Raw genomic sequence first — 17482 nt, forward strand, 5'->3', positions numbered from 1 at the left:
AGCGCGGGCATTTCTCGCAAACGGGTACTCGTTTGCTGTGCTTGCTATGTAGTTGTTTTTATCCGTAAACGCCTGTTTCTCTCGCTTTGGGCTTTCTGTCTGCGGCGTATCTTTGCCGCGCAATCGGGGCAGTATTTCGCCCGGTTGCTGCCCGCCGCAAACGTGCTGCCGCATACCGCGCAACGCTTCAAATCGGTTTCCCCGCTGCGGGTGATCTGTTCGCAAAGCTGCCTGTCGGCGGGTAATACCGCTTCGCGGAAATAGCGGCATAGCAGCGAATAGCTGATACTCTGCACACAAACGCAAGTTTCCCCGTCGTCCAGCAGCAGACAATTCCCGCAATCGTTGTTTGCACAAGCGGCGCGGGTCATTTTCTTTACGGCGCGGTATTGCTTTTCATCAAGCCTTATCATTTTCGGTTCTGCTCGACGCGGAAGTTTACATACTTGCCGCCTGTGTCGGCAAGCAGCACAACTCCGTCAAAGGTCTTTCCCGTCTTGGTCGAGTACATACCTTTGATTTTTACCTTTCCGTCTTTCAAAAGGGCGGCGGCAATCGCCTTTGTGAAAGCCTTTTTGCGCTGCTCAAAAAAGCGGTCATTCTTCCACATCACAAAGCTGCAAGCCCTGTCGGAGCAGTAAAAGTTTTTCTTGCCCTCGTAAACCGCCGCGCCGCAACGGGGGCAAGTGCCGATTGCTTCCCGCTGCGGGGTAAACAGCTTCGCTTTATCCTCGGAAATCGCGGAATAGGTCTTGACAAGCCCCGCTGTCATTTCCTCAATGCTGCGCATGAAATCGTCCGGGCTGTCGCTGCCTTTGGCAATCCCGGTAAGGCGGGTTTCCCATTCTGCCGTAAGCTGCGGGGACGTAAGGACTTCGGGCAGGATAGCGGCAAGGTTATACCCGTCCTTTGTGGGGATTAGCTTTTTGCCCTTGCGCTCGGCAAAGCCCGCGCTAATGAGTTTTTCAATGATACCCGCCCGCGTTGCGGTAGTGCCTAACCCTTTGCGCTCTGCGTCCTCCGGCGTTTCTTCCTTGCCCGCGTTCTCCATAGCGGACAGAAGCGTATCTTCGGTAAATGCCTTTGGGGGCTGCGTGTAACGCTCGGAGATCTCCGCTGCCGGATTGTCAAAGGTCTGCCCCTCGGCAAGCGGCGGCAAAACGGTTTCCGGCTCTGCGTCCTCGTCCTGTTCCTCGGACGCGGCGCGGGACAGCTTTTCAATCTCACGCCACCCCTCGCAAAGCGTCGTCTTTCCCTTTGCGGTAAAGGTATAACCGCCGCAAGAGATAACCGCCGTAACCGCTTCATATTCATAGGGCGCGGCTGCGGCGCAAAGCAGCTTCGCGCATACAAGGGTCATAAGTTTTGTTTCGCTGTCGGTAAGGGAAGAAAAGCCCGTTTTCAAAAACTCGGCTGTCGGCAAAATAGCGTGGTGGTCGGTTACTTTGCTGTTGTCGCAAACCCTTGTAAGGTCTGCTTGCAGCTTCACGTCCCGCATAAAGGGAAGCAGCGAACAAAGCCCGGTAATGAGTTCCTTTGTGCTGCGCTGCATATCGGAAGTGATATATTTGCTGTCGGTGCGGGGATAGGTCAAAAGCCGCTTTTCGTAGAGGGCTTGCGCATAATCAAGGGTCTGTTTCGCCGTAAACCCGTACAGGCGGTTGGCTTCGCGCTGCAACGCGGTAAGGTCAAACAGCTTCGGCGGTGCAACGGTCTTTTTCTCTTTTTTGAGGGAAGTACAAACGGCTTGCGATTTCTCGCAAGCCGCTTTCATCTGCTGCGCCGCCGCTTCTTCGTTCAGCCTTTCGGACAAAGCCGAAACACCGCCCGCGTCCAGACGGACAACATGATATTTTTCTTTCTTAAAGCTGCTGATCGCATAGTCGCGGTTTACCAGCATGGTAAGGGTGGGCGTCTGCACTCTGCCGACATTCAGCGTTTTGTGATAGAGGATAGAGAAAAGGCGGGTCGCGTTAATCCCGACAAGCCAATCTGCCTTTGCTCTGCAAAGCGCGGATTGATAGAGGTTGTCATAGCTGCGCCCGTCTTTGAGGTTTGAAAAGCCCTCGCGGATTGCGCTTTCTTCCATGCTGCTAATCCAAAGGCGGGAAAAGGGCTTTTGGCAATTTACCTGTTCGTAGACAAATCGAAAAATGAGTTCTCCCTCGCGCCCGCTGTCGCACGCATTGACAATCTCGGAAACGTCGCTGCGCTGCATAAGGTCTTTGAGTACGGAAAACTGCTGCTCCTTGCCGCTGGCAACGGTAAACTGCCAATCCTGCGGGACAATGGGGAGATCGTCATACTTCCATTTTCGGTACTGCTCGTTGTAGGTTGCCGCGTCTGCAAGGCTAATCAAATGCCCGATACACCACGACACAAGGTAGCCGCTGCCCTCAAAATATCCGCTGCGCTTTTCATTCGCGCCAATAACGGCGGCAATCGCCGCCCCGACGCTCGGTTTCTCTGCAATTACAAGTTTCATACTTCCTCGTCCTCCTGCTCGGTTTCTAATTCTTCCTCGTCGTCCTCGTCAAAATCGAGATCGTCAAGGTTGCTGCTGCCTTTTGCCGCGTCCTTTTTGGGCTTCATAATCTTAAAGTAATAGAACGCGCCGCCGCTTACTGCGGCAAGAAGCAGCACGACAAGCAGAATAGCACCGCCCATGCCGCCGCCTTTATCTTCCTCCGGCTCCGGCTGCTCGGTTTCTTCCGGCTCCGGCTCGGCTTCCTTGCCCGCGCACTCGCTCATATTGACGCTGCAAACGGGGCAATCGGTGTTGACGCTTCCGGCAACGCATTTTTCAGTACAGCTACAAGCGGGGGCTTCGGTCTGTTCGTCCTCCATAAGCTGCAAAAGGTCTTTTTCATCAACTTGATTGAGGAAATGGACGGTGTTTTCTCCGTCCTCGGCGCGGTCAATGATGAAGTAAAAATAGTTTCCGTTTTTCGTAACGACGGTAATAAACTGCTTATCGCCGGACGCTTCGCCCGTTATGTCGTCCACAAGGCTCATGTTGCCCTCCGGCGTTAAAGGCTGCGGCTCATAGCCGCCCGTCGTTTCTTCCGGCTCGGTTTCGGTTACGGGGGTAGGCGGCTCGTCGCTCACGTCACCGCCGCCCGCAAAAGCGGTAACAGAAAAGCCGCCCATGAGTACAAGGGCGGCAAGCAAAGCGGTAACGCTGCGGAACAGTTTTTTATGCTTCATCTTCGGTTTCCTCCTGTTCGTCGGTATAGTCTGCGTCCGGCTGCGGCAAAGCAATTTCGCCGCTGGCGTAAGCGGAGAGGAACGCGGCAAGCTGCGCCCCGTCAAGGTGTACCGCTTTCACCATTTGAACGATCTGCGCATTTTCTTCCTCGATTTTCTGCGCTTCAAGGTCTTTCAGTCTTTTTTGGTATTCAAGGATTTTCGCCCTCGTTTTCTCAATATCCCGTTCGATACGGTCAAGTTTCGTGTTTGCCATAGAAATAAACTCCTTTCAAAGTCAGTTGTAATGTAGCCGCCCATAGGCGTAAAAATGGGATTGCCAATAGCTTGTATCAAGTTTTGCGTATTGTATCGGGTCGCCACAATGCAGCATGACGGGGCTTCCGTCCCCGTCCTCGCCAACGTAGATACCCACATGAGATACGCCCGGTGTGTCGTATGTACCCGTAAAGAAAACCAAATCCCCCGGCTGCGGGTTGGAAACGCGGGTTGAAATGTTGTAAAGCCCCTGTGCCCCAAGTCTGCCCGTATTGTATAGGCCGCTGTTCGTCAGCACATAGCTAACAAAACCGCTGCAATCAAAAGAGGTTTCCGGGCTGCTGCCGCCCCACACATAAGGAAAACCGACATACTTTTCCGCTTCCTCAATGAGCCGCGCAAACTGTTCATCTTCCAGATAGGCGGGCGGGATTTCATAATCCGCTGGCGGGTTTTCATAGTATTTTGAAATATAGCCGGATTGCGGGAAAAGGTCGGGTCTGTTCCCAAGCGACGACATATACATAGCGTACATGGATAGCTGTTCCTCGCCCATAATGTAAACGGGAACATGGGAGAGGTTGAAGTTTTCCAAATCCACATTGAGAATGTAATAGTTATAGGCTACTTCAACGTCGTATTCGTTGCCCTCGCTGTCCGTCCGCGTTTCGGTGCGGTAGCGTACCTCGACTTCCTCCGTAACCGTCAAGATATACTGTTTATCAAAGAGCATTTCAAGGGTGCTTTGCGCTTCATCGAGAGTAAACACGCCCTCATGCCAAGCGGAGAGGATAGAGATTAGCACATACGGGTCATGCTCGATCTCGTCAGCCGTTACCCGGTATTCGTCATAGCCGGGGTATTCGCTTTCGATGTTATCCAGCATATCCTGTAACTCGGCTTCCATAGCGACATACGCGCTTTCTGCGCCTGTAATATCCGCGTCCTCGGAGAGATAGGACGACGCAATCAAGCCGCTTCCGCTGTTGCCGCCGAACAGGGAACAAGAGGACAAACCGCCGAAAAACAGAAGCACGATAAAGGCAATCCCGCCCACGATCAAACAGCCTTTCCAATGCCGGACGACAAAGAACGTCGCCCGTTTGGTTTCCTGCGCCGTTTTCTTTGCTGCCTTTGCGGTGGCTTCGGCGGTCTTTTTCACCTTGCCGCCCGTTTTCAACGCCTTTGCATACTGCTTTTTAATGCGCTGCTTTTGCCAAAAACGGGAAATCGGGTTAGAGTGCGCAAGGGCGGGGTTATCATGCAGCGCCTTTTGATAGAGAAAATCGGCGTTTGCCTTTGCTGCCTTTTTCTCGGCTGCTGCCGCCGCCCGGTAAGGTTTCAGCTTATGGCTGCGTATGCCGCGTTTTACTGCCCGCGTCGTCATGCCGCCCGCTTTCTCGCCCACAAGTTCTATCCTGTGTCCGCTTTCCACACCGACGTTTTCTTTCTCCACCTCATAGATTTTTCCATGTACGGCGGCGTCCAATTCCTGCGCCGGACGGGATAACGGGTTATGACGCAACTTGCCGTTTGGGGGCTTATCCGTTTTTTCAAAAGCAAGGCGCGTCTTTGCTTTGCCTTTGGCTTCGTCAAAAACGCGCTCTTTCTTGATTTTGGTCTGTTTGGGGATAGCTGCCCGCGCTTTGTCTAAACGGTCAGCCGCCGTATCGGATTTTTTGATTGCCTTTTGCAGGTCCGGCGTTGCCCGTTCCGCTTCGGAAAACTGCAAGCGGGAAGAATGGGTTTTAGGCTGCGCCGCGTCAAGGGCTTTTTTCTCCGCGCCTTTTGCTGCGTGTCGCTCAATCTCTGCGCCGATATGCTGCACAACCTTTTCCGCTGCCGCGCCTGCGGGGGCTGAATAGTTTTCCTCCTGCGGCCTTTCGCTGATACTGGACGTTTCGCCCGTCGTGAGGTTTTCCGCAACCGCACCGTCGCGGGTCATTTTCTGCGTTACCTTGTCCGGGGCTTTCCATTCCTTGCTCATGGGCTTTCACCTCCAATCCGCTGTTTCGCAAGGTTACAGTATTCGGGGTTGATCTCAATACCAATATAGCGGCGGTCAAGGCTTTTTGCCGCCGCTGCGGTGGTTCCGCTGCCTAAAAACGGGTCAAGGACAATCCCGCCGACGGGACAGCCCGCCAAAATGCACGTTTCCGCAAGTTTCGGCGGGAAAGCTGCGAAATGCCCGCCGCGATAGGAAGCTGTGTTGATCTGCCAAACGTTGCGGCGGCTGCGGACGGGGCATATCAACTCATCGGCGTATGCGCCCTTTTCGCGGGGGCGGTTGATTTTCTGCGGTTGGTTTTGCCCCGGAACAGTAACGTTATACTTGTTTCCTTTGCTAACTCCGCTTTTCAGCCGACCCGCCGTTGTGAGGGCTATCGGCTCGGCTACCGCTTGCCAATCGTAAAAATACTTCTTTGACTTGGTAAGCAGAAACACATATTCATAGCAGCGGGTCGGCCTGTCCCGCGTGCTTTCCGGCATGGGGTTCCCCTTATGCCAAATGATAGAACTGCGCAAATACCAACCGTCGCCCCGCAAGGCAAGGGCTACAAGCCACGGAATACCGATTAGGTCTTTCGGCTTGCAGCCGGGGGCGCGGTGGTTTACCGCCACTTGCTGCCCGTTCCTGCCTTTGGGGTATTTCGGGTCTTGGTGGTCGGCTTTGCTGCCTGTGCCGCAATAAGTGTCCGCGATATTCAGCCAACAAGTACCCTCCGGCGTAAGCACCCGCTTTACCTCATGGAAAACCGCCGTAATGCGGGAAACATATTCCTCCGGCGTTGCTTCCCGCCCGATCTGCCCGTCTGTGCCGTAATCGCGCAAAGCATAGTAGGGCGGGGACGTTACGCAACAATCCATACAGTTATCCGGCAAGGTTTGAAGTACCTGCAAGCTGTCGCCGCAATAGATTTTGTCCGTTTCTATCCTCATGCCGACACCTCGCCGGGTTTGGTCGTCATGACGCGATAGAGTTCTGTATTTTGCGGGAAACGGTCAATAAAGGGCAAAATCACGTTGCCGTAGAAAATAAGCCCCTCGCCCGCTTCGGAATGGGTTACATAGGTCATTTGCTGCTGCGAAATGTTAAGCTGCTTTGCAAGGATTTCCCGGTCGCCCTGGGCTTGGTTGAGCATATAGACAAAATCGCTGTTTTCAAAAACATTTGAAACTTCTCTGCTCGTCAAAAGGTCTTTGACGTTCTGCGTGATACCTGTCGGAATACCGCCCCACTTCCTAAAACGCTTCCAAATCTCGACGCTGTATGCTGCGGTCTGTTCCTCTTTCAAGAGTAAATGAAATTCGTCGATGTAATACCGCGTCGCCTTGCCCTCGCTGCGGTTTACCGTTACTCTGTTCCATACTTGGTCTTGGACGATAAGCATACCGACTTTTTTAAGCTGCGTACCGAGTTCCTTAATATCAAAGCAGACAAGGCGATTATGAATGTCAACGTTTGTCCTGTGGTTAAAAATGTTCAAGCTGCCGTTTACATAGAGTTCCAATGCCGCCGCGATACGCTGCGCTTCCTTTTCCGGCTGCTTCTTGATCTCGTCGTAGAGGTCGCCCAAAATCGGCATATTCTCCGGCTTCGGGTCGGCAAGGTAGTTGCGGTACACGCTGATAACAGCGCGGTCAATCAAGGTCTTTTCGACAGCTTCCAGCCCGTTTTTGCCGCCCATAATGAGTTCGCAAAAGGAAAGGATAAAGTCGCTCTTTAAGGCTATGGGCGTGTCGCCCTCGCTGTAATTGAGGTTAATATCCATAGGGTTAATGTACTGCGTGCTGTTCTGCGAAACCTTGATAACCTGTCCTTTCAAACGTCCGACAAGGGGGTAATATTCGGCTTCGGGGTCGCAAATGATAATGTCGTCGGACGTGATAAGAAAAGCGTTTGTGATTTCGCGTTTTGCAGAAAAACTTTTGCCACTGCCCGGTGTGCCGAGTATCAAGCCGTTGGGATTTTTCAGCTTCTTTCGGTCGCACAAAATCATGTTGTTGGAAAGGGCGTTTAAGCCGTAATACAATGCTTCGCCGCTTTGGAACAGCTCTTGCACCGTAAAGGGAACGAAAACGGCGGTGCTGCTGGTCGTCAAGCCGCGCTGGATATGGATAAGGTTTTCCCCCAACGGGATAGAGGACATAAGCCCCTGTTCCTGCCGGTAGTCAAGGCGGGTCAAAATGCAGTTGTATTTCTGCGCGATTGCCGCCGCTCCAAATACTTCGTTATCCAATTTCTGCTTGGTATCTGCAAGGTTTAAGACAAGCAGCGTAAGCAGAAACATTCTTTCGTTGCGGCTCTGCAAATCGCGGAGTAGGTTTTTTGCTTCCCCGCCGTAGGTGGCAAGGTCGGACGGAATAATATCCATGTCGTAGCCGCTGCGGATTGCTTTTTTCTGTTCCTCGATTTTCATACGGTCAAGGTCGGTAATCTTGCGCTTAATCGTCTTGATTGCTTCGTTGTGGTCGATACTCTGAATGTGCAGATTGACGATAATCCCGTTTTCCGCGTCCATGAAGTCGGCAAGCATACGGTCGGAGAGTTCCGGCGCGACGATCTGCAAAAAGGAAACTGCGCCAAACTTGCCGCCCATTTGAAACATTCGCCCGTCGCCAAATCGGAAAGAGGACGGCGCGATAAAGTCTTTGACAGAAAGACCGCTTGCGGGTAGCCATTCCCACGCAAAGTTAAAGCGTTCCCCGTCCGGGTGGAAAATCCCATGCAGCACTTCAAGACGCTGTTTCCCGTCCAATACCCGCGCCGCCGCGCCGATCACCTTAAAATGGTTGAGGGTGTCCGTTTCAATGCGGGCAAGACGCGCCCGCGCCGATCTAATGTCCTTTGCTTCAACGGTAAAGGTGAGAAACTTGGTCTTGATAAGCCCGTTGTTTCCGCGTTCAAGCTGCGTTCTAAGCATTTCGGTGTATTCTGCTCTGATACTGTCGAAGTCATCATTCTGCGGCGCAATCGTGATACTGTTCTTGAAATCGTCCTTGTTCGCATGGCGGCTGATTAGGGAAAGCTGCACGCTGATAGAAGCGTCGAACGAGTTATACATATCGCAAAGGGCTTCAAAAATGGCGGTTTTGTCGTCCGGCTGCGCAAGCTGATAGTTGATGTCCTCAAACTCAATGCACTTGGAATACCGCCCGTTTGCAAGGCGGCAAATCCCGTCCTTATACATTCGCTCAAACGGTATGCTGTCCTGCGCCGTATGGGGCTTCCCGTCGCCCTTTGCCTGCCGGATAAGCGCGTCGATCTGTTTCTTTTCCTGCCGCGTAAGTTTACGCTTTTCGTTTTGGGTCTTTCCCTTTTCCTTTGACAATCGCCCGTACCTCCTTATCTAATCGCTCTTGCCGCGCAAGGGCGGCATAAAAATTGTTGGTCTGATAAGGTCGCTCTTTGGGGCGAAGAAACTTCACTTCCACAAATTGCCGAATAATCACTTCCAGCGGTTGCCCGTTTTTCTCGTACATGGCAAGCAAAAACATAGGCAGCATGGCAAGCACCATGCACAATGCCGCTGTGGTTGTTCCAACGCTGTCTTTTACCAAAAAGAACAGCGGCAGTCCGATTGCTACCGCCGCGCTGAAACAAATTAGCTGTCGTTTCGTAAGGTTGAACATTACCTTGCTTTTGATTTTTGTTAAGTCCTTTGGGACGGTTACATACGCCATTTCAAACCTCCTTTCTGCCCGGAATGTAATCTTCAAAACGGGGGACAGCATAGAAAAGCCGTTTGTTATTTACCCACCGTTGCAAATGGCGGGTAACAGGCGGGGCGGTTGGACGCTCGTAAATCATCACATACGGGTCAAAGCCCATAGCCCGCAAGGTGTTCACGCGGTATAAATCCTGTTCGTGAGTGCTGCCGTAGTTGGTAAGAACATACACGCGCCGCTGGCGGCTGCTCTTAATGGCGGTCAAATCCAAAAAACGTTGGAAATACCCGGTTAAGTCCTCGTCGGGATTATCCCATGCAAAATGTACCGCTTTTATCCGTACCCGATTTAACAGGCTGACATTATCCCTGTTCACAAGGCGAATATCCAGCCCTTGCGAAAAATCCACCCATGCGCGGCTTCGTATAAGCTGCTCAATGAGATTTTCATGGTCGGGACAGGCAAGCAGATTAGCGTCCATGATTTTTATTTCCGGCTGCCATTTCCAAAACTCGGACAAATCCGCAACCTTAACACTTTTGCGTCCCTCTTTACTGCTGACAATGCAAAACCCGCAATTTCTTGGACAACCCCGGCTTAAAAAGCCGTAGGCAATCCCGAAAAACTGCGGGTAGATAGAATAATCCGGGTAACTGTGTTCCACTTCCGGCGGCAAGCGGTTTTTCGTGTCGTAGCCCGTACCGCCGAAAATAACTTGTTCCGCGTTGGTAACGGTTATCGTGTCTTTGGAATAGGTGTCCGTAAAGACGCGGCTTTTATATACAAGGTCGTACCGCCCCTTTGCGTTCCACCATTCCACCGTATGCCCCTTTGCTTTATGATACGCGGATAGCTTCATCAAGCAGAGGTTGGGGAAATTATGGCTGTCAACGTCGATTAAACCGATTTTCAAATCATAACTCACCCCCTTAATGTGCCGAAAAGACGCTCTTTGCAAGGCTTCCCGTTTTGAAAAGCGTAAAGCACAAGAGGACGGTATAGCCCATGCAAGCCCAGATCGCGCCGGAAATGTCGTCGGTCGCTGCGATTGTTTGTATCAACACCGCATAAATGCCGACACACACCAAGATCAGAAACGCCTGAAAACCAAGCGCAAGCAAAGATTTTAAGTAATTCTGTCCCATGCTGCCCCATTCGTGATTTACCATTGTTGCCATCGGGATAGGGGCAACGCTCGTTACAAGATATATTTCAATCATGCGCCCATACACCACAAGCATAATGCAGATTGACAGGGCTTTCATGGTAAGCCCTACAAAGAGGGATTGAAACCATAACCCCAAAAGACCGCCCACGCTCATAGCGTCGAGTTTTGCTTCAATGTCGGTAATGACGGTGGTAACGTCTATGCTTGTATCGGATATGATAACCCCCGCGCTCTGATTGACGACGCTCTGCGTAACGTCGAAAACTCCCATGACGATGTTCCAAGTGTTTGTTACCAGCAGCACCGCAACAAAGGTTTTGAAAATCCATTTGAAAAAAATCCAAGTGTCGAGATCGTGCAGATTGTTTTTTTCAATTACAAGCTGGATTAGTTCATAACACATGACAAAGGTAATGATAACGCCCGCAATCGGTACAATGACGTTTTCCGAAAGGCTGCGTATCATGTTGAATATGCCCGCGTTCCACCCGGCGGGGGTCGTGCCGACTTGCGTTGCAATTTCTCCAACCTCTGTATTTACGCTGTCAAACAAGCCGGAGAGGTTCGATAAAATCCCGTCTGTCAAAATGCCGCGAAACCAATCTTCAATCATCTGCCATATCAAAAGTTAATCCCTCCTTTCCCGCGCCCTCCCGTTTCCGAGAGGGCGCGGCGGGTGGTATTTGTTTTAGGCATTATCCAAAAAGTTTGGAAAGAAGCGGAACAAGGGTGCCGCCGATCAACGCGACGCCACCGCCCGCCATAAGCTGCTTCATGCCCTGGCTCTTTACTGATGTGCGATAAAGAAGTAATAGAAATGTAAAAAATTTTGCCGTTCCTATCCGGCACTTGGCCATTGTGTCGGATAGGTCGGGCGTTAGGCTTCGGGCAAGTCAATCTTGCCGACAAAGCTGTAATAAATCTCAATGTCCTGCCTGCGGGTGCCGTTCTCGTCATAGCTACACTCATGCACGACGATTTTTTCAATCATTTCCCGCAAGAGGGTGGGGGTCAATTCCTCAAAGGCAAGGTGCTTTCGGACGATACCCATAAACTTTTCCGCGTTGACGGTGGCGGCCTGCGACTTGTCCAGTTCGGCCTGCAAAGCGGCGGCGCGGTCTTTCAGTTCCCGCTGTTCCTGCTCATAGTCTGCTGACAGTTCCATGAAACGCTCGTCACTGATTTTGCCGTTCACATTGTCCTCATACAGCCGCTTAATAATGCGGCTCACTTCGGCAATGCGCTCCTGCGCCTGTTCAAGCTGCCTGGTGGTTGCGGCGGTCTTTCTCTTGCCGCCGATCTCGTTCTGCTGGATAAGCAGCTTCACAAAGCGGCTCTCATGCTTGGCGGCATACTCCGTCACTTGCCGGAGATTGGAGAGGACACCGGCGGTCAACAGGTCGGTGCGGATAAAGTGCGCCGTACAGTCGCGGGTGCGCTTCTTGTAGCTGCCGCAGATGTAACAGTCCTGCTTGCGGTTCTTGTTCTGATACCGCTGCTGGTACATCACATGGCCGCAGTCGGCGCAGAACAGCATACCGGAGAACAGCCCCACTTCATCATAGCGGTTCGGGCGTTTGCGCTGCTTGCGTAACTCCTGCACGCGCTCCCATGTTTCCCGGTCTATGATAGGCTCATGGTGGTTCTCAAAAATGGCCTGCTTCTCCACGGGGTTCTCTACACTGTGTTTGACCTTGTAAGAGGGCTTTTCCGTCTTGAAGTTTACCAGACAGCCGGTGTACTCCCGGTTTTCGAGGATATGAACGACGGTGTTTGTCGCCCATTTACACTCATAGCCGGGGTGGTAGCGGCGTGTGCTGCCTGTCCTGCGGTATTCCAGCGTCCCCGGCGTGGGGATTTGCTGCTCCGTAAGCATACGGGCAATCTTGGTCGGGCCATTCCCGGCAAGGCAAAGCTGGTATATCTGCTGGACAACCGGCGCGGTTTCCTCGTCAACGATATAGTTCTCGTCCTCGTCCATGAGGTAGCCATAGACCGGCTTGCTGGTAACAGGCTTGCCGCTCATGCCTTTTGCTCGTTTTACTGCCTTGATTTTCTTGCTCGTATCTCTCACCAGCCATTCGTTGAACAGATTTCGCAGAGGGGTAAAATCGTTGTCCATGCTGCCGTTTGCGCTGTCCACATTGTCGTTGACAGCGATAAAACGCACTCCCTTTTGAGGGAACAGCATTTCCGTGTAAAACCCTACCTGCAAGTAGTTTCGCCCTAACCGGCTCATGTCCTTGACTATGACGGTTCCGACTTTCCCGGCTTCAATGTCTGCAAGCATGGCTTGAAAACCGGGTCTTTGAAAGTTCGCGCCGGAGAAGCCGTCGTCGGTGTACCAGCGCAGATTAGTAAAGCCGTTCTGCTTGGCGTAGGTTTCCAAAATCCTTTTCTGGTTCGATATGGAATTACTCTCGCCTTGCAACTCGTCCTCATGGGACAATCTCGGATAAAGGGCGGTAATGAGGTTTTGGGTGGCTTGTCTTAACATAAAATCCTCCGTTTCCGACAGCCAGCCCCACTATTCCGTGGTTTCATTGTACCACGGAATAGGGCGGGCTGTATAGCGGCAAAAGTGTAAAATCTGCTTCTTTATGATTTGTCAAATTGCCGGTTTTTGTGTAGCAGCGGCTTCCGCTTCCAGTACCCGCGCCATTTTGTCGGCGGCGGTGGTGGTAGTGTCTTTCTTGAAATAGCCGGACACGACAAGGACGGAATTGCCCATGCGGATTTCCGTCACGCAGTCGGGGCGGCGGGTGGTGCGGGTGTCGGGCTGCTTGTTATCTGCCATAGGCAATACTCCTTTCAGTCGGTAATCAGTTTCTTCATGCTCTCCATTTTCCGCTGCGCGGCTTCCTGCCGGAAGTTGTCGCCGGTAAAGCGTACCGGGACGCACATGGAAAGCAGGCGGTCATAAATCCGGGAATGGGCGGTGTCCTCCGGGTTCCGCAGGTCGTCCAGCGTGAGGTTGGTCGTGACGATCAGCGGCTTGCTGCTGCGGTAACGGCTGTCAATCACATTGAAAACCTGTTCCAGCCCGTATTCCGTCCCGCGCTCCATGCCGAAGTCGTCAATGATAAGCAGCGGATAGCGGCAAAGGCGGGAAATGTACTCGTTGCGGTTCTCAAAGCTGGCGGCAAGGTCGTTGAGGATAAGGGCAAAGTTCGTCATGTGGACGGGGATTTCTTTCTCCATGAGGGCGTTTGCGATACAGCCCGCAAGATAGCTTTTCCCGGTTCCCACGCCGCCCCAGAACAGGCAGCCGATATTGTCGGCTCGCATATCCGCCCAATGCTCCACATACCGGCGGGCAATCCCGGCCTGCGGGTTCCTGCCGTTGTCGTTCTCAAAAGTCCAGTCCCGCATGGTGGGGTCGGTAAAGCCCCGGCGTTTCAGTTCTTCCACGGTGTCAAGGTGCCTGCGCCGCTTCTCGGCGGCCTCCCGTTCCTCGCGGGCGGTTCTCTGGCAGTCGCACTCTGCCGGGTGACGGTCACGGCCAAAGATAGCGGCCTTATCCGGCGCAAAATAGGCTTCTTTCGGCTTGCGGCACTTGCCGCAGTACAGTAAACCGTCCTCGCCGGTGTAGTCCTCCGGCTCCGGGGCGGTGGTCGTCATATTCTCCAAAACAGCGTTGATTTCGTTCTTCATAAACTCTCGCCCTCCTTGCATGAGTAGTCTGGTATGCCCTTTTTCGGGGCTTTCTTTTTGTCGTTCCCCGCCCATATCCGCAGGGCGGCGGCATAGTTCTGGTAGCTTTTCCCGTTGGCGGCAAGGTAGCGGCTCATTTCCTCGATGAACCGTTCCAGCCTGTCGGGGTACTCTGCCTGCAACTCGTCGTATTCGGTCTGCGACAGAAAAATATTCTGGTATCGGCCATAGGGCGCGGGCGGCTCCCCACTCACTCCCTTTGTTTGGCTCTCTGTAAGGTTGTTTATAGTAGTTTGGTTAGGGGACGGTTTTCCGACCATCATAAGGTCGGTTTTCTGACCATCAGTAGGACGGTTTTCCGGCTCTATGAGGGTCGGATTTCCGGCCATCAGTTGGTCGGAAAACTGTACCTGTGGCACTCGCGGCACTTTGACATAAAGCCGGTTCGGTGCGGAGAAGCCGCCCCGTTCCCGTTCCAGCAGCCCCGCCATGTCCAGTTCATTAAGCGCCCCCTTTATGGTGGTGCTGCCCTTATCCAGTATTTCGGCTATCTCCGCGATTGGATAGATAATATATATCCTGCCCTCGTCGTCCTGCCACTTGTTCTTCTGGGAGAGTGTGGAACGGTCTAACAGCAGCGAATACAGCAGCTTGGCGGTCTGGGAAATCTCCATTTTCAGCAGGAAACGGGGGTAGGGCAGATAGATAGGCAGCGGCGTGTCTGCCATGATATAATCAGCGATAGTATCACCTCCCTGTGTTCGGGTTGATTGTGGTGTTTTGTCACGCCTTAGAACGGCGTTTCCGGGGGAAAAGGATAAATGTATCGCGTACCCTTTGACACTCACGAAAAAAACCTTGATTCATGCGGGTTTGAAAGGCTCTAAAGCGTGACATTTCTGCCTTTGTTTCCGCTTTCTCTCGGCGGCTTTGAGTTTCTTCATGCGTCCGGCGCAGTCGGGGCAGTATTTTCCCCGGTTGGATTTGGGGACAAATGCCGCCCCGCAGACCTCACACCGTTTCCGGCTCCCCCGGTACAAGAGGGCTGCGGCCAGTTCCCCGTCAAGGGGCAGGACAGCCACACGGAACCAGCGGCACATGAGGGAAAGGGAAATGCTTTGGACGCACACGCAAGGCTCCCCGTCGTCTAACAGCAGGCAGTTTCCCTCGTCGTAGTTACAGCACTCATGTACCAGCCGCCGCGCCCGCCGGTGCTGGCGGTAGTCCATGCGGGGCAGGTTATCGCTCATGGCTCTGCTCCTTTCTGCGGTGGGGTTCCTCCCGGCGCAAAATCTGGTCGATGTTCCGCTTGACGGTCTGCAACTCCTTGAACCGCTGTTTCTGTTCGTGGTAGGTGTTATACAGGCCGTCTTTCTCGGAGATAAGCTGCTCGATCTCGGCCTGCAACGCTTTCCGGGCGGGCAGCTTGGTGATGCCATGCGCCTTGAAATACCGGGCGGCGGCTTCGGCTATGATAAAATCGCTCTCGTTTGCCTGCCGGTAGGCGGCGCGGGCTTTCTCGGATTTCTGCGCTTTCAGCCCGTCGCGGGTGGGCTTGGTCTTGGCATAGGCAAGTACCTGTTGCTGCAACTCCTTTTTCCCTTGTAGCTTCGTTTCCAGTGCTTTCAGTTCGCCGCTGGTCTGGCGCATTTCCTGATAGGCGGTATCAACGGCGGCTTCTAACTGCTCCGGGGAAGTAAAGCCGTATTCCTGATACACATTCAGCGTCGCGGCCATTTGTTTGAGGTTGTGCATGGTCGCCCAGCGTTCATAGCCCCGGCCTTTGCCCTCGGCCATTTTCTGCTCAATGTCCACAAGCCGCTGCACACCGTCCTGCTTCGGGGCGGTTTGTGGGGCTTTTGTGTTCCCATGCCGGGGGTATTCGAGTATGGCTGCGGCCTTTTCTGTGGCTCTGGCGGCGTTCTGCTCCAAAACGGAAAGGACAGCGGTGCGGTCAAAGTCGTCGCCCAGCTTCCGGGCGGTAATTGGCTTTGTCCTGTCCGGCGTGAGGTAGGAAAGCCGCCCCCGGCTCTCCTTGACGGTCACGCCCTCCCGCAGCAGCAGAGAGGAAAATTCGTCAAAGCTGGCGGCGGTGGCAAGGGCTTTCCGTATGGTCTGCCGCAGCTTCTCCTTGTTCGTTTCAAACTTGGTCTGCCGGGGCGTGATACCGCCTGCAATCATGGGGGCGTTCTGCTTGTCCAGCGCAGCCTGTCCCTTTTTCTGCGCCCAATACTCCCGGTCGGTCACGCGGTTCTTGCTGCCGTTCAAGAGGTCGATTTGGTAAAGCCCCTCCCGGTGGCACATCTCCATGACTTCGGATTTGAAGTAGCGCAAGGCAGCGTCGGTACAGCGGTGCTTGCAGCCGGCTTTCGTGTCGGCTGGCCTGTCCATGTAGGGCAGGAACGGTACTTCCTCTATCCGCAGGCTGTTAATGACGATATGCACATGGATATTGCCGCTGTGGTTGTGGCCGTCCGGGTGGGTGCATACAAGGGCTTGGTGGCCGGGGAAATGCTCGGCGCAAAACTTCTCGCCCAATGCCTGCGCCCGGTCTACGGTCAAGCCGTTGTCCGGCCCGTCCCGTGGGTCAAAGCTGATGATATAGTGGTGGCTTTTCACATCTTCCCGCCGCTGGTTCTTCCCATAGCGGAGATTTGCCCGCATACAGGCAACGGCAAAATCCTCCCCGCCGCAGTTCAGCGTTGACAGCCGGTAGTCCTCGCGGGGGATAAGCCTGCCGGTTTCATCAAGGACGGGCTTCATGGTAAACTCGTCATGCTCAAAGAGAAGATATTGTTCGGCGGCTCCGTAGTCGGCGTTTTTAGAGTTGATATGCTTGAGTGTTGCCAACTGCGTCACCTACTTTCTTGAGGACTTCATACTTGAGGGCGGCAAGGTCGGCTATGGCGGCGCGTACCTCGCCGGACAGCGCATTGTAGGGTGAGCCGTACTCGTTCAGATACCGGGCAATCTGATTGAGGTTGCCGCCGATCCTGCCGTACTCGGCGGCCAGCTTCCCGACAGCGGAGAGCAGTTCATCATTGACCGCCGATACATGGACAACGGGGCGTATGGTCGTGCGCCGTATCGCCTGCCGGAGAAATTCCGACTGGCTGATACCATAGGGCGCAAGCCGCGCTGTGAAGTCGGCGTATTCATCTTCGGACAGCCGGGTTTTCACAACGCGGCTGCGGTGGGGCGTGTTGTATTTCTTTCGCATAGGCTGAAAACCTCCTCTCACTATTCTTATTGCTGACTTTTTTCGGATTTTGGGCGGAGAAAATTTCCTCTCACTCCTCCCATTGCTTAACTTTTCGGGAAATTACAAAAACTTTTTTTTGCATTTCGGCAGAAAAATCCCTCTATACCTCCCATTGGGCAACTTTTTGGAAAATAACAAAAACTGTTTTCAGCTTTTTCGCCCGTAAGGGCGTATAGCAGGGTTTGGGGAAGGCACTCCCCAACAAGTTTCCCGCGAGGGGCAAAACCGCAGAATTGCGGATTTTGGCACCGTGGTAGAAACTT

Annotated in this window: 18 protein-coding genes; all 18 read right to left on the reverse strand. The window is 53.3% G+C overall.

The window, feature by feature from the left end:
• Positions 1-44 precede the first annotated feature (44 nt).
• Positions 45-413, reverse strand: a complete 369-nt coding sequence (locus BKD12_RS01385) for a cysteine-rich VLP domain-containing protein (RefSeq protein WP_002584962.1) — start codon at positions 411-413, stop codon at positions 45-47.
• Positions 410-2485, reverse strand: a complete 2076-nt coding sequence (locus BKD12_RS01390) for a type IA DNA topoisomerase (RefSeq protein WP_044942468.1) — start codon at positions 2483-2485, stop codon at positions 410-412. Before BKD12_RS01390 ends, BKD12_RS01385 begins: the two co-directional genes overlap by 4 nt.
• A complete protein-coding gene (locus BKD12_RS01395) occupies positions 2482-3207 on the reverse strand; it encodes a DUF4366 domain-containing protein (protein WP_070087574.1) in 726 nt (241 codons plus the stop codon). The genes BKD12_RS01390 and BKD12_RS01395 overlap by 4 nt, the downstream gene beginning before the upstream one ends.
• Complete coding sequence (locus tag BKD12_RS01400; protein ID WP_003508256.1) at positions 3197-3463, reverse strand: DUF4315 family protein; 267 nt, start codon at positions 3461-3463, stop codon at positions 3197-3199. The genes BKD12_RS01395 and BKD12_RS01400 overlap by 11 nt, the downstream gene beginning before the upstream one ends.
• 21 nt (positions 3464-3484) lie before the next feature.
• Positions 3485-5452 carry a C40 family peptidase gene (locus tag BKD12_RS01405; RefSeq protein ID WP_044942463.1) on the reverse strand — a complete coding sequence of 656 codons (1968 nt, stop codon included), beginning with the start codon at positions 5450-5452 and terminating at the stop codon, positions 3485-3487.
• A complete protein-coding gene (locus BKD12_RS01410) occupies positions 5449-6405 on the reverse strand; it encodes a DNA-methyltransferase (protein WP_044942460.1) in 957 nt (318 codons plus the stop codon). The genes BKD12_RS01405 and BKD12_RS01410 overlap by 4 nt, the downstream gene beginning before the upstream one ends.
• The gene (locus BKD12_RS01415; RefSeq protein WP_044942455.1) at positions 6402-8798 is read right to left on the reverse strand and encodes a VirB4-like conjugal transfer ATPase, CD1110 family; all 2397 of its coding nucleotides are present in this window, start codon (positions 8796-8798) and stop codon (positions 6402-6404) included. Before BKD12_RS01415 ends, BKD12_RS01410 begins: the two co-directional genes overlap by 4 nt.
• Complete coding sequence (locus BKD12_RS01420; RefSeq protein WP_044942453.1) at positions 8758-9150, reverse strand: PrgI family protein; 393 nt, start codon at positions 9148-9150, stop codon at positions 8758-8760. The genes BKD12_RS01415 and BKD12_RS01420 overlap by 41 nt, the downstream gene beginning before the upstream one ends.
• Before the next feature lies 1 nt (position 9151).
• Positions 9152-10048, reverse strand: a complete 897-nt coding sequence (locus tag BKD12_RS01425) for a radical SAM protein (protein WP_007860209.1) — start codon at positions 10046-10048, stop codon at positions 9152-9154.
• 16 nt (positions 10049-10064) lie between these two features.
• Positions 10065-10916 carry a VirB6/TrbL-like conjugal transfer protein, CD1112 family gene (locus tag BKD12_RS01430; protein ID WP_003431220.1) on the reverse strand — a complete coding sequence of 284 codons (852 nt, stop codon included), beginning with the start codon at positions 10914-10916 and terminating at the stop codon, positions 10065-10067.
• Between the two features lie 82 nt (positions 10917-10998).
• Positions 10999-11160 carry a Maff2 family mobile element protein gene (locus tag BKD12_RS17605; RefSeq protein ID WP_083262783.1) on the reverse strand — a complete coding sequence of 54 codons (162 nt, stop codon included), beginning with the start codon at positions 11158-11160 and terminating at the stop codon, positions 10999-11001.
• Between the two features lie 20 nt (positions 11161-11180).
• The gene (locus BKD12_RS01435; protein ID WP_070087575.1) at positions 11181-12800 is read right to left on the reverse strand and encodes a recombinase family protein; all 1620 of its coding nucleotides are present in this window, start codon (positions 12798-12800) and stop codon (positions 11181-11183) included.
• A 111-nt stretch (positions 12801-12911) separates the two neighbouring features.
• Positions 12912-13100 (reverse strand): transposon-encoded TnpW family protein, encoded by a 189-nt coding sequence (locus BKD12_RS01440; protein WP_070087576.1) that lies wholly within the window; start codon positions 13098-13100, stop codon positions 12912-12914.
• Positions 13101-13114: 14 nt separating this feature from the next.
• A complete protein-coding gene (locus BKD12_RS01445; RefSeq protein WP_070087577.1) occupies positions 13115-13957 on the reverse strand; it encodes an ATP-binding protein in 843 nt (280 codons plus the stop codon).
• Entirely contained in the window at positions 13954-14688 is a 735-nt protein-coding gene (locus tag BKD12_RS01450; protein ID WP_070087590.1) for a replication initiator protein A, read from the reverse strand. Before BKD12_RS01450 ends, BKD12_RS01445 begins: the two co-directional genes overlap by 4 nt.
• A gap of 132 nt (positions 14689-14820) precedes the next feature.
• On the reverse strand, positions 14821-15207 hold the full coding sequence (locus BKD12_RS01455; protein WP_070087578.1) for a cysteine-rich VLP domain-containing protein: 387 nt from the start codon (positions 15205-15207) through the stop codon (positions 14821-14823).
• Complete coding sequence (locus tag BKD12_RS01460; RefSeq protein WP_070087579.1) at positions 15197-16807, reverse strand: relaxase/mobilization nuclease domain-containing protein; 1611 nt, start codon at positions 16805-16807, stop codon at positions 15197-15199. The genes BKD12_RS01455 and BKD12_RS01460 overlap by 11 nt, the downstream gene beginning before the upstream one ends.
• Complete coding sequence (locus BKD12_RS01465; protein WP_070087580.1) at positions 16779-17177, reverse strand: plasmid mobilization protein; 399 nt, start codon at positions 17175-17177, stop codon at positions 16779-16781. The genes BKD12_RS01460 and BKD12_RS01465 overlap by 29 nt, the downstream gene beginning before the upstream one ends.
• Positions 17178-17482: the final 305 nt, after the last annotated feature.

Source organism: Merdimonas faecis, assembly GCF_001754075.1.
Taxonomy (GTDB): Bacteria; Bacillota; Clostridia; order Lachnospirales; family Lachnospiraceae; genus Merdimonas; species Merdimonas faecis.